The sequence below is a fragment of the Cytobacillus sp. Hm23 genome (genome assembly GCF_051842895.1).
Lineage (GTDB): Bacteria > Bacillota > Bacilli > Bacillales > SM2101 > Nanhaiella.
The window spans coordinates 1-13,616 of sequence record NZ_JBPXRQ010000033.1 but is presented as its reverse complement, the minus strand read 5'-3'; the positions used below and the strand labels follow the sequence as shown (position 1 = coordinate 13,616).

General features: G+C 33.6%; 10 protein-coding genes. All 10 read left to right on the top strand.

Annotation, left to right across the window (positions count from 1 at the left end; translation table 11 throughout):
* Positions 1-116: 116 nt before the first annotated feature.
* Complete coding sequence (gene dnaA, locus ACSVDA_RS17890; protein ID WP_485884853.1) at positions 117-1,466, top strand: chromosomal replication initiator protein DnaA; 1,350 nt, start codon at positions 117-119, stop codon at positions 1,464-1,466.
* Between the two features lie 202 nt (positions 1,467-1,668).
* Positions 1,669-2,808 (top strand): DNA polymerase III subunit beta, encoded by a 1,140-nt coding sequence (gene dnaN / locus ACSVDA_RS17885; RefSeq protein ID WP_485884851.1) that lies wholly within the window; start codon positions 1,669-1,671, stop codon positions 2,806-2,808.
* A gap of 481 nt (positions 2,809-3,289) precedes the next feature.
* Positions 3,290-3,505, top strand: a complete 216-nt coding sequence (gene yaaA / locus ACSVDA_RS17880; RefSeq protein WP_214482794.1) for a S4 domain-containing protein YaaA — start codon at positions 3,290-3,292, stop codon at positions 3,503-3,505.
* Between the two features lie 12 nt (positions 3,506-3,517).
* Complete coding sequence (recF, locus tag ACSVDA_RS17875; protein ID WP_485884848.1) at positions 3,518-4,636, top strand: DNA replication/repair protein RecF; 1,119 nt, start codon at positions 3,518-3,520, stop codon at positions 4,634-4,636.
* A gap of 9 nt (positions 4,637-4,645) precedes the next feature.
* The gene (gene remB / locus ACSVDA_RS17870; protein WP_320207274.1) at positions 4,646-4,900 is read left to right on the top strand and encodes an extracellular matrix regulator RemB; all 255 of its coding nucleotides are present in this window, start codon (positions 4,646-4,648) and stop codon (positions 4,898-4,900) included.
* A 177-nt stretch (positions 4,901-5,077) separates the two neighbouring features.
* Positions 5,078-7,000 carry a DNA topoisomerase (ATP-hydrolyzing) subunit B gene (gene gyrB, locus ACSVDA_RS17865; RefSeq protein WP_485884846.1) on the top strand — a complete coding sequence of 641 codons (1,923 nt, stop codon included), beginning with the start codon at positions 5,078-5,080 and terminating at the stop codon, positions 6,998-7,000.
* A 602-nt stretch (positions 7,001-7,602) separates the two neighbouring features.
* Positions 7,603-8,367, top strand: coding sequence for a molybdate ABC transporter substrate-binding protein (modA, locus tag ACSVDA_RS17860; protein WP_485884844.1), 765 nt, complete (start codon positions 7,603-7,605; stop codon positions 8,365-8,367).
* Between the two features lie 10 nt (positions 8,368-8,377).
* The gene (gene modB / locus ACSVDA_RS17855) at positions 8,378-9,031 is read left to right on the top strand and encodes a molybdate ABC transporter permease subunit (protein WP_485884842.1); all 654 of its coding nucleotides are present in this window, start codon (positions 8,378-8,380) and stop codon (positions 9,029-9,031) included.
* A gap of 162 nt (positions 9,032-9,193) precedes the next feature.
* Positions 9,194-11,665: a DNA gyrase subunit A gene (gyrA, locus tag ACSVDA_RS17850; protein WP_485884840.1), complete on the top strand. Its 2,472-nt coding sequence runs from the start codon at positions 9,194-9,196 to the stop codon at positions 11,663-11,665.
* A gap of 321 nt (positions 11,666-11,986) precedes the next feature.
* Entirely contained in the window at positions 11,987-13,066 is a 1,080-nt protein-coding gene (locus ACSVDA_RS17845; RefSeq protein ID WP_485884838.1) for an HD-GYP domain-containing protein, read from the top strand.
* Positions 13,067-13,616 lie beyond the last annotated feature (550 nt).

Genomic DNA, 13,616 nt, shown 5'->3' with positions numbered 1-13,616 from the left:
TTTGTCGATAAACTACTTTTCATCATTATAAACTGTTCTCCACACAATTTCTGCGTGTATATTTATTCAGTAATACTAATTATGTGAATGCAATCTAATGTAAGGGAGGGCATGTGTTGGAAAATATTTCGGATTTATGGGATAAAGCTCTCAGTGAAATTGAGAAAAAATTAAGTAAACCTAGCTTTGAAACTTGGCTAAAAGCTACAAAAGCATATTCAATAAAAAATGATACGTTAACCATTACGGCTCCAAATGAATTTGCAAGAGATTGGCTCGAGTCTAGATATTCAGTATTAATTGCAGAAACAATTTACGATATAACCGGCGAACAATTAACGATTAAATTTATTATTCCTCAAAATCAACAAGATGAAGACCTTGAGACAAATGTACCTGCAAAAAAAGTGAAAAAACAGGATAATAATCACCCTGAACTACTGCAAAATATGTTAAATCCAAAATATACATTTGATACCTTTGTCATTGGTTCTGGCAACCGATTTGCTCACGCAGCTTCATTAGCTGTAGCAGAGGCACCAGCGAAGGCGTATAATCCCCTTTTTATATATGGTGGAGTTGGATTAGGTAAAACTCATTTGATGCATGCTATTGGCCATTATGTAATCGAGCATAATCCTTCAGCTAAAGTAGTCTATTTGTCTTCCGAGAAGTTTACAAACGAATTTATTAATTCGATAAGGGATAATAAAGCAGTTGATTTTCGAAATAGATATCGTAATGTTGATGTTTTACTTATAGATGATATTCAATTTCTAGCTGGAAAAGAACAAACTCAAGAAGAATTTTTTCATACTTTTAATACTTTGCATGAAGAAAGTAAACAAATTGTTATCTCAAGTGACCGTCCTCCAAAAGAAATACCGACGCTAGAGGATCGCTTAAGATCTAGATTTGAATGGGGATTAATTACAGATATTACACCTCCTGACTTGGAAACAAGAATAGCAATATTGCGTAAAAAAGCAAAGGCAGAAGGACTAGATATTCCTAATGAAGCTATGTTATATATCGCAAATCAAATCGATTCAAATATACGTGAGCTTGAAGGTGCACTTATACGTGTTGTAGCTTATTCGTCACTTATTAATAAAGATATTAACGCAGATTTAGCTGCTGAAGCTTTGAAGAATATTATTCCTAGTGCTAAACCAAAAGTAATAACAATACATGAAATCCAAAAAACTGTTGGTCAGCATTATAATGTGAAACTTGAAGACTTTAAAGCTAAAAAACGCACAAAATCAGTCGCTTTTCCTAGACAGATTGCTATGTATTTATCACGAGAATTAACCGACTTCTCACTACCAAAGATCGGCGAAGAATTCGGGGGAAGAGATCACACGACTGTTATTCATGCACACGAAAAAATTTCTAAATTAATTCAAACCGATTCACAATTACAAAAACAATTGAATGATATTAACTCTCATTTAAAAGCATAGTAGGTTTATACTTATTCTTAATACTGTGAATAACTTAACGCATATTACACACAGTCTATCCACATGTGGATAGACTGTGTTTCCTTTGCTATAATTAGTTATCCACAATTCCACAGCCCCTACTATTACTTCTACTATTTTTTTAAAAAATAATATATATATTCAATTGTTAACTAGTTTATGACTAAAGGAGGATTTTATAATGAAATTTATAATTCAACGAGACTATTTATTACGCAGTGTACAAGATGTAATGAAAGCCGTTTCTTCTAGAACAACAATTCCAATATTAACGGGTATTAAAATAGTGGCAAATGAAAATGGAGTTACATTAACAGGAAGTGATTCTGATATTTCTATTGAATCATTTATCCCACTTGAACACAAAGATTTAGAAATTGTTGAACTAGTCAAAAGTGGAAGTGTTGTGTTACAAGCTCGTGTATTTAGTGAAATTGTTAAAAAGCTACCTAAAGAAAGTGTAGAAATTGATGTGCAAAACCACTTTCTGACTATTATTAGATCTGGAAAAGCAGAATTTAATTTAAACGGCTTAGATGCAGAAGAATATCCATTATTACCACAAGTTGAAGAAAATGATGCTTTTCAAGTTCCGTCTGATTTAGTGAAACAATTAATTAGACATACAGTTTTCGCAGTGTCCACCTCAGAAACACGACCTTTATTGACAGGTGTAAACTTGAAAATAGAAAATAATGAATTGACCTGTATTGCAACAGATAGTCATCGACTTGCTTTACGTAAAGCGAGAATTGATTTGAATACGACAGATGTATCTTATAATATTGTTATTCCAGGAAAAAGTTTGAATGAATTAAATAAAATATTAGATGATTCAAATGATCTAGTTGATATCGTAATTACAGAAAACCAAGTGCTATTTAAAACAAAACACATATTATTTTTCTCACGCTTGCTTGAAGGTAGTTATCCAGATACATCACGTTTAATTCCTGAGGAAAGTAATACTGAAATCAAAGTGTCTGCTAAAGAGTTTTTACAAGCCATTGATAGAGCTTCCTTACTTGCTAGAGAGGATAGAAATAATGTTGTAAAATTAGCCATCTTAGAGGGTGGCGTTATTGAAATCTCTTCGAATTCACCGGAAATTGGTAAAGTTATTGAGGAAGTTCAAAGTCAATCTATTAGTGGTGAGGATTTAAAAATTTCCTTTAGTTCAAAATACATGCTGGATGCATTAAAAGTTTTGGGAGAGACAGATATTAATATTAATTTTACTGGAGCGATGAGACCGTTTGTCATTCGTCCTATTCACGACGATTCAATACTACAGTTGATTTTGCCTGTTCGTACATATTAATTCATGTACAAACATGTCAGAAACAACAATTTGAAACTAATAGAACCTTGAATTGCATGGGTTATGATCTCGAGTTGAAGACTAGTTCAGAAATAGACATGCACATCCTCAAACATAAGTATAGCTCTGATAAATCTATCCTTTTTTATCTTTGCAAACGGCTATTTTGTCATTGATTGTTACTTTTCGTAATAAGAAAATGAATATGTATTAATCAAGCGTTCTTAGCATCTTTTCTCATTTATGATTTAATTAATTGCATATAATGATTTGTTGTTGTCCTAAGTTAGTCTCAATAACAACAAAGTTTACGGCAAGAGCCTTGCAAAAAAGAAAGCTGCTAGTATGAGAAAAAACTAGTAGCTTTCTTTTCTATCCTCATTTTTTTTAGTACAATAAAGTGATAAGTAATTTTTGAAAGTAACATAATATGTTTACAATATAAACTAGCATAATATTACATGAAAGAGAGCGATCATATATGACAAAAATGATCACGATCTCAACTGATATTATTACATTAGGTCAGTTTTTAAAATTAGCAGATGTAATTCAAACAGGTGGGATGGCAAAGTGGTTCTTAAGTGAACATGAAGTATTTGTAAATGGACAAGCTGAAAACCGTAGAGGACGAAAACTTAAACAAGATGATGAAGTAGTTATTCCTGGATTCGGAACTTTTATTGTGAAAGTATAGTTGGTGGGCGACTTGTATATTGAAGAACTAGCACTGAAAAATTATCGGAATTATAAGAGTGTGCAAGTAACATTTGAAAACAAAGTTAACGTAATACTAGGTGAAAATGCTCAAGGAAAAACAAACGTTATGGAAGCTATATTTGTCTTGGCGATGGTCAAATCACATCGAACGTCTAATGACAAGGATCTTATAAGGTGGGATGAAGAATATGCTAAAATAGAAGGAAGGATTCATAAAAATAATGGTATCCTTCCTTTGCAGTTAGTTATATCGAAAAAAGGCAAGAAAGCGAAGTATAACCATATTGAACAACAAAAATTAAGTCAATATGTCGGCAATATGAATATTGTCATGTTTGCGCCTGAAGATTTGCATTTAGTAAAAGGGAGTCCGCAAGTGAGGCGGAGATTTATCAATATGGAGATCGGTCAAGTCTCACCTTTATATTTGCATGATTTAAATCAGTATCAAAAGATTTTACAACAGAGAAATCATTACTTAAAGAAGCTACAACTTAACAGATCGAAAAGCGATCCGATGTTAGACGTTTTGACTGAGCAGCTTGTTGAGGCTGCAGCTAAAATTTTGATAAAAAGATATGAATTTTTAGAGCTGTTACAGAAGTGGGCTGAACCGATTCACAGAGGTATTAGCCGAGGGTTAGAAAGTTTACAAATTGATTATAAGCCTTCAGTTGATGTATCAGAAGATGTTAGTTTGTCAAAAATGGTAAAATCATTAACGGAAAAGTTTGTTAAAATAAAAGAGAAGGAAATTGAGCGTGGGATGACTCTTGCTGGTCCGCATCGTGATGATTTAGCTTTTTATGTCAATGGTAAAGATGTTCAAACATTTGGATCACAAGGACAACAAAGAACAACAGCTCTCTCTCTAAAATTAGCAGAGATTGAATTGATTTATGCTGAGACAGGAGAATATCCAATTCTATTGCTAGATGATGTTTTATCAGAATTAGATGATTATAGACAATCTCATTTATTAAATACAATAAAAGGAAAAGTACAAACATTTGTTACAACAACAAGTGTAGATGGGCTTGATCATAGTACATTAGATGAGGCCTCTACTTACCAAGTTGTGTCAGGAGAACTGACAAAACTATCATGAGGTGATGTCATGTTCATTCATTTAGGAGAAGACTTGATTATTAGAAATAGTGATATAATCGCTATTTTGGATCGGCAGTTACTCACATCCTCTCCAATTATTGTAGAGTTTATAAAAGCACACAAAAGTGACACTGTTCAACTCTCTGGTGAAACAAAATCAGTCGTAGTGACTCTAGATAAAGTTTATTTTTCACCTCTATCATCGAATACGCTGAAGAAAAGAGCACAAATGGGTTCAGAGCTAGATTCAATTTTATTCTAAATATAAGCAAATTATGATGTGAATTCGAGGATACGTGCTACTGCGAGTGAAATATGGAATAAAGACTATCTTTAGACTTAAAGTGTGGGATTTGTCAGATATCATTGTTCTCTATAGTAATTTTTAAAATAGCATTTTTGAACGAGTTCACTGAAAGTGCAGGTGGTTTAAGTGACAATGGAGCAAAAAGAAATAGATCAACAATCTTATGATGAAAATCAAATACAAGTCTTAGAGGGATTAGAGGCTGTACGTAAACGCCCAGGAATGTATATTGGTTCCACAAGTGCAAAAGGGCTGCATCATCTTGTATGGGAAATTGTCGATAATAGTATTGATGAGGCGTTAGCTGGCTATTGTGATGAGATTAATGTACTCATTGAAGAAGATAATAGTATTACTGTCAAGGATAATGGACGGGGAATTCCTGTTGGTATTCATGAGAAAATGGGACGACCAGCTGTTGAGGTTATCATGACAGTACTTCATGCTGGTGGAAAATTCGGTGGTGGAGGCTATAAAGTTTCTGGTGGTCTACATGGCGTTGGTGCCTCGGTTGTAAATGCACTTTCGTCCGTTTTAGAAGTATTTGTACACCTTAACGGGGAAATTCACTATCAAAAATTTGAGCGTGGAGTACCGTGTGCCGATTTAAAAGTCATCGGTAATACAGATATAACTGGAACCATTACTCATTTTAAACCTGATGGTGAAATATTTACTGAGACGTTAGAGTATGAATATGATATTCTTGCAAACCGTCTTCGTGAATTAGCCTTTTTAAATCGTGGCATCAAGATTACGATTGAGGATAAAAGAGTCGGAGATAAAAGTAATGAATACTACTATGAGGGTGGAATCATTTCTTATGTTGAACATTTAAACAGAACGAAAGAAGTTATTCATGATGAACCGATTTTTGTAGAAGGAGAAAAAGAAGGAATTTCAGTTGAAGTTGCGTTGCAATATAATGACAGTTATGTAAGTAATATATATTCGTTTGCTAATAATATTAATACGTACGAAGGTGGTACTCACGAATCAGGTTTTAAAACAGCATTAACAAGAATCATAAATGACTATGCTAGGAAGCATAATATTTTTAAAGAGAGTGATTCAAATCTTACTGGGGATGATGTTCGTGAGGGATTAACTGCGATCGTATCAATTAAACATCCTGATCCACAATTTGAAGGACAAACGAAAACAAAATTAGGGAATAGTGAAGCAAGAACAATAACTGATTCACTCTTTTCTGATAAGCTAGAAAAATTTCTACTTGAAAATCCTGTTGTAGCAAAGAGGATAGTTGAAAAAGGCGTTACAGCATCAAGAGCAAGACTTGCAGCAAAAAAAGCGAGGGAATTAACACGTAGAAAAAATGCACTCGAAATTTCTAATTTACCAGGAAAACTAGCAGATTGCTCATCAAAAGATCCATCGATAAGTGAATTATACGTGGTTGAGGGTGATTCAGCGGGAGGATCTGCAAAGCAAGGACGAGATCGTCATTTTCAAGCGATACTTCCTTTACGCGGGAAAATAATTAATGTTGAAAAGGCAAGGTTAGATAAAATATTATCTAATAATGAAGTAAGAACAATTATTACAGCCTTAGGTACAGGTATTGGAGAAGACTTCGATATTTCAAAAGCTCGTTATCATAAAATTGTCATTATGACAGATGCTGATGTTGATGGAGCGCATATACGTACTTTATTATTAACTTTCTTTTATAGATATATGAGACAAATTATTGAGTCTGGCTATGTGTATATAGCACAGCCACCTCTTTATAAAGTTAGCCAAGGCAAGAAAGTAGAATATGCTTATAATGAGCGTCAATTAAATGTAATTCTAGAAGAGTTAACAGGTAATACAAAGCCTGGAATCCAACGGTATAAAGGTTTAGGTGAAATGAATCCAGAACAGCTTTGGGAAACAACAATGGATCCTGATACACGCACGTTATTGCAGGTCAATCTTCAAGATGCGATTGATGCTGATGAGACATTTGAAATCTTAATGGGCGATAAAGTAGAACCAAGACGTAATTTTATTGAAGAAAATGCCCAATACGTTAAGAATTTAGATATTTAATATGAGTTATGCAATTTAACTGGATAAAAAGCGGGGTTTCGGAAATAACGAGCATTGACTTTCCGGGACCCTTTTTATGTGGGTCGTATGTGCATTACGAATTGTTTTTCGAAATATGAGCTAAATACGAATATATAATTAATGTTCATGGCATCTCTACTTCTGAAAAACGATGTCAAATTTATTAACCCCCTCTGACTATGCTAATTTGGTGACGATAGCAACAAACTCTTCGACAAAAGCCAATTAGAAATAGAATCCAATATAAGATAGGTGTATGTGCCGCAATTCATCTTATTAGTAATTACGTATGTATTGTTTGATATTGAATAGGTTAGTGAAATCCTCTTATATTAAGTAGCTTTAAATCAAAAAAATCTATATAATAGATATGCTATAGAAAATTATATATATTCGTATTTAGTCATGTTATATTGGGGCTTTGTAATAGCACTGTTACTATAAATTGTTGTTCTTTCTTCTAAGAGAAAAGCTTTAGCAACAATTTTTATGAATAGAGCATAAATAAAACCACATTTTAATAGTTTTTACTGTTAACTCAGGAGGTGGTTTTCATATTAAGAAAAAAAATGATTTTTATGATGGCCATTTTTGTTGTACTTATCGGATGTTCGCCTAGTCAATCAAATAATGATGGTAAAGGCACTGAGCAAAGAGAAATCGAGCTAACTATTTCCGCAGCTGCAAGTCTCCGAAATGCTCTATCAGAATTAAAATCACACTTTGAACAAGGAAATAAAAATATTAAAATTGCTTATAATTTTGGCTCGTCTGGGGCGTTGCAGCAACAAATTACACAAGGCGCTCCTGTAGATATGTATTTTTCTGCTGCCAAGGATAAATACGATTACTTAGTTGATGAAGGTATGATTGCACAAGGAGTAAATTTGTTAACAAATGAACTTGTCCTTATTGCACCGAAAGAGCATAGAACAAACATTAGTAATTTTGAAGACCTTACTAGCCCTAAAATTTCTCAACTTGCAATCGGTATTCCTGAATCAGTACCAGCGGGGAAATATGCAAAGGAAGCACTACTACATATGGATTTATGGGAAGAAGTAGAAGATAAGCTTATATTATCTAAGGATGTTCGACAAGTATTAACATATGTGGAAACAGGTAATGTTGATGCAGGAATGGTGTATAAAACAGATGCATTAATTTCTTCCGACATAGAAATCGTAGATGTTACTGATAAGTCAAATCATTCATCTATTATTTATCCAGTAGGAATTATAAAAGATACGAAAAATATTTATGAAGTAGAACAATTTTTTGAATTTTTACAGAGTGAACAAGCTTTAACTGTTTTTGAAAAATTCGGATTTAAACCTTTGGAATAAGGAGTCAATCATGGCGGTAGAGTTTTGGTCTCCAGTACAAAAATCAATAGAAATTGCTTGTGTCTCAGGTTTAATTGTTCTCATAATTGGTTTAATTATGGGACGCATGATGTCGAAAAAAAACTTTAAGGGGAAGGTCATTTTTGAAACAATCTTAATGCTTCCTCTCGTTCTTCCACCATCGGTAGTTGGTTTTTTGCTTGTTGTAATATTTGGGAAAAACAGTCCGGTTGGCCGAGGAATTGAAACAATTTTTAATCAATCTATTATTTTTACGTGGTGGGCAGCCGTTATAGCAGCTGTTGTCGTTTCTTTCCCGCTTATGTATCAATCAGTAAAGACTGGTTTTTCTTCTATTGATTTTGGTATTGAAGAAGCTGCACGAATAGATGGGGCAAATGAGTGGAAAGTATTTATTTTTGTCTCCATTCCCCTTGCATTTAAATCTATTGTTTCTGGTGCAGTATTAAGCTTCGCTAGAGCTCTAGGTGAATTTGGTGCAACACTCATGTTTGCTGGTAATATCCCAGGGAAAACACAAACAACATCGACAGCAATCTATGTTGCTATAGATTCAGGTAATTTAGAAACAGCGTGGTTATGGGTGTTAATGATGGTTATTGTGTCATTTATTATGTTAATTGCAGTTCATTATATTAGGTGATGGGTACGGTTTATTACTATATGAGTTATATAGAGTATATATACTTGGATACAATAGTTATTAGTATGCTCAATGTAATGACATTTATATGTGCTACTAAAAAAGTATGTTATGATTATAAAATAATAAACTTGTAATCACCCTCGTAGGAGGTCATTTCAATTGTCTGAAAATCAAAGTTCTCGTGTAAAAGAAGTAAATATTAGTCAGGAAATGCGTTCTTCATTTTTGGATTATGCAATGAGTGTCATTGTGTCTAGGGCGTTACCTGATGTTAGGGATGGACTAAAACCTGTTCATCGACGTATTTTATATGCAATGAATGATCAAGGTATGACTGCAGATAAGCCGTATAAAAAATCGGCACGTATTGTTGGAGATGTTATCGGTAAATATCATCCCCATGGTGATACAGCTGTATACGATACGATGGTGCGTATGGCTCAGGATTTTAATTATCGGTATATGCTTGTTGATGGCCATGGGAATTTTGGTTCTGTTGACGGTGATGCAGCAGCAGCGATGCGTTATACAGAATCGCGAATGTCAAAAATTTCAATGGAATTACTTCGTGATATTAATAAAGATACGATAGACTATCAAGATAACTATGATGGATCTGAAAAGGAACCGGTTGTTTTGCCATCTCGTTTTCCAAACTTATTAGTGAATGGGGCAGCTGGGATAGCAGTAGGTATGGCTACAAACATACCTCCACATCAATTGGGTGAAGTCATTGATGGTGTCTTGACACTAAGTAGGGATCCTGATATTAGCATTGCAGAATTAATGGAAATAATCCAAGGACCAGATTTTCCAACAGGAGGAATTATTCTTGGTCGAAGCGGTATTAGAAAAGCATACGAAACAGGTCGTGGATCAATCACAATTCGCGGTAAAGTTGTCATTGAAGAAAAAAATGGTGGAAAAGAAGTAATTATCGTTAATGAGCTACCTTACCAAGTAAATAAAGCGAAATTAATTGAAAAAATTGCAGAACTTGTACGTGATAAAAAAATAGATGGCATAACTGATTTACGCGATGAATCAGATCGTAATGGAATGAGAATAGTCATCGAAGTTCGTAAAGATGCAAATGCAAATGTGTTGTTAAATAACTTATATAAACAAACTGCTTTACAAACTAGTTTTGGTATTAATATGTTGGCGTTAGTAGATGGTCAACCTAAAGTATTAAACTTAAAGCAGTGTTTATATCATTATCTAGAACATCAAAAAGTTGTTATTCGTAGAAGAACAGAGTTTGAACTTCGTAAGGCTGAAGCACGTGCTCATATTTTAGAAGGACTACGTATTGCTTTAGATCATTTAGATGAAGTTATTGCGCTTATTCGTAGTTCACAGACAACAGATATTGCACGGGAAGGATTAATGAATCAATTCTCGTTATCTGAAAAGCAAGCACAAGCTATTTTAGATATGCGCTTGCAAAGGTTAACAGGGTTAGAGCGTGAGAAAATTGAAGAGGAGTACCAAAACCTCTTGCAAATAGTAGCAGAATTAAAAGCAATATTGGCAAATGAAGAAAAAATCTTACAAATTATTAGAGAAGAATTAGCAGAAGTAAAAGAAAGATTTAATGATGAGCGCCGTACAGAAATTGCAACAAGTGGGCTAGATTTAATAGAAGATGAAGATTTAATTCCCCAGGAAAACATTGTTATCACCTTAACACATAACGGCTACATTAAACGGTTACCAGCATCAACTTATCGTAGTCAAAAACGTGGAGGACGTGGTATTCAAGGGATGGGGACAAATGAGGATGACTTTGTTGAGCATTTATTAACTACATCCACACATGATACAATTCTATATTTTACAAACAAAGGAAAAGTGTATCGTAAAAAGGGATATGAAATCCCTGAGCTAGGCAGAACAGCAAAAGGTATTCCGATCATAAACTTATTAGAGATTGATAAGGATGAGGAGATAAATGCTATTATTCCTGTCACTGAATTTGGAGATGATATGTTCTTGTTCTTTACTACGAAACAAGGGATATCAAAACGCTCACCTTTGTCGTCATTCTCAAATATTCGTAACAATGGGCTTATAGCTTTAAGTTTAAAAGAAGACGATGAGCTAATTTCTGTTAAGCTCACTGATGGAACGAAAAATATTATTATCGGGACAAAAAATGGCATTTTAATCCGTTTTATTGAGACAGATGTACGTTCTATGGGAAGAACTGCGACAGGAGTAAAAGGAATTTCCATCGAAGAAGATGATGAAGTTGTTGGTATGGACATTTTAGAGGATGATTCAAATGTTCTCATCGTCACAAAAAATGGTTATGGTAAACGAACTCCTGCTATAGAATACCGTAGTCAAAGTCGTGGAGGAAAAGGTTTAAAAACTTGTAATATTACTGATAAGAATGGGACTGTCGTATCAGTTAAAGCTGTTACTGGTAACGAAGATATCATGATTATTACAGCAGGCGGAGTACTTATTAGAATGGCTGTTGATGATATTTCTCAGATGGGGCGAAATACCCAAGGTGTGAGACTTATTCGTCTAGATGAATCTGATGAGAATGAGTTTGTAGCTACAGTTGCTAAGGTGCAAAAGGAAGTTGAAGATGAAGAATTAAATGCTAATGAGGAATAAGTTCTTTAGGATGTTTTTGTAATTGAAGAAATCAATTAACTATACAATACTGTATTCTTATAGCTCTTCCTTTTGATAACATTGGTAATTCTAATGCTTCATCTAGCTGAGCAAACTTAGTAAAAAGTTTCAAAGTTTATAATAAAAGCCTTAATTAAAGAGGGTGACTGAAAAGGTCTGACCGTACGCTTTATATGCTGTATATAGAGGTTTTTAACCTCGATTGTTTATACAAGATAGCGAAGTCGTAGAGTCTGATGCCTATTTTCGGTCACCCTTTCTATATAGTTATGGAATTATAAAGTGATAGGAGGGGTATTCATGAAGGTATCCATTGATCAATTACAGGAAGGGTGTATTCTTTCTGATGATGTCAAGTCGATTTCAAATAGACCGATTATGGTAAAAGGTACGGTTTTAAATGAGAACTTGTTAAATATTTTGCATATTTTTCTAGTCGAAAGTGTGAAAGTTGACACATTTCTAGTAAATGGCGAATTATTTAAACCGACGAAGCCAAATGAGGAAAAGATAGAGGAACAAGAAGAAAAAGCCCTAACTTTTATTGATCACTATTTACAAGTGGTGACCTATTATAAAAAAATGTTTACTAGCTGGCAAGCAGGTTCATCAGTTGATATTGGTGATATAAGAAAGCACCTACTACCATTGCTAGAAAGGTTCCTAGAAAATCCATCATCTATTTTTTTGCTACATCAACATAGTACGAAAGAGGATTATTTATATCATCATGGGGTAACTGTTAGTTTATTAGCTGGCTTTTTAGGTAAACAGCTACATTATAGTCAAGGAGATTGGATACAAATTGCATTAGCAGGCTTTTTATGTGACTGTGGTATGGCAAAGATTAATCCAAAAATATTAAGAAAACAATCTTCTCTAACTGAGGAAGAAAGATTAGAAGTAAACAAACATCCTGAATACAGCTATAAAATGGTTGAAAAAATTGGTGTGCTAAAAAAAGGTGTTAAGGAAGCGGTTCTTCAACATCATATTAGAGAAGATGGAACAGGCTATCCTGTCGGAATACTAAAAGGAATACTGCACCCTTTTAGTAAAATAATTGCAGTAGCAGATGTATATCATGCGATGACATCTGAACGTGAATATAAAGCGAAACAATCTCCATTTGTGGTTATGGATTTAATTATTCAAGATAGTTTTGGAAAATTAGATACGAATGTTGTACATGCCTTAACAAAAATAGTTACGAATTATGCTATTGGTCAAAAGGTTAAGCTATCAAATGGCTATACTGGAAAAATAGTTTTTGTTGAAGAAAAAAATCCTACTCGACCTATGGTCAATTTATTTAAATCTAATGAAATTATTCAATTAAAAGATTATAGAGACGTCTATATTGAGGAAGTAATTTTATGATAAATGACTGTTTTCGAATTGATCTTGTTTATTTGTACTAAAAAAAAGCTCACGTTACTAGTTTCCACGCCAATATTACTAAACTTCATTGTTGAATTGCTGTTTTAGTTATAGACTGTCTTTGCATTGATTATTGAGAAATAAACACTTATACACTATAGCTTCTAGGCATCTTTTTATCTATAAACTCTTTTGGATTGTGTAATTTTGTATACATAACAATAAGGTTTACGACAAGGACCTTATATAAAGTAAGTTTTAGTAGTTTTATTATTATGAAAATTACTTACTCCCTTGTGTTCAATCACTTTCCCTGCTATACTATTCAAGGTCAACAAGTTGTCAAAAGTAGTCGTGTTTTTTTTATAAAAAACAATTGACGAATGATAGATAACTATGATATTATATAAAGGTCGCTTCAAAAGGACAAAGTTCTTTGAAAACTAAACAAAACAAAAGCGTCAACGTTAATTTTTTTGAACAAATGAGCAATCAAACTTTATTGGAGAGTTTGATCCTGGCTCAGGACGAACGCTGGCGGCGTGCCTAA

What these genes read in the sequence shown, in the direction of transcription:
- dnaN (WP_485884851.1), top strand. Translation starts at nt 1,669, where the DNA reads ATGAAATTTATAATTCAACGAGACTATTTATTACGCAGTGTACAAGAT.
- yaaA (WP_214482794.1), top strand. Translation starts at nt 3,290, where the DNA reads ATGACAAAAATGATCACGATCTCAACTGATATTATTACATTAGGTCAG.
- remB (WP_320207274.1), top strand. Translation starts at nt 4,646, where the DNA reads ATGTTCATTCATTTAGGAGAAGACTTGATTATTAGAAATAGTGATATA.
- gyrB (WP_485884846.1), top strand. Translation starts at nt 5,078, where the DNA reads ATGGAGCAAAAAGAAATAGATCAACAATCTTATGATGAAAATCAAATA.
- modA (WP_485884844.1), top strand. Translation starts at nt 7,603, where the DNA reads ATGGCCATTTTTGTTGTACTTATCGGATGTTCGCCTAGTCAATCAAAT.
- modB (WP_485884842.1), top strand. Translation starts at nt 8,378, where the DNA reads ATGGCGGTAGAGTTTTGGTCTCCAGTACAAAAATCAATAGAAATTGCT.
- ACSVDA_RS17845 (WP_485884838.1), top strand. Translation starts at nt 11,987, where the DNA reads ATGAAGGTATCCATTGATCAATTACAGGAAGGGTGTATTCTTTCTGAT.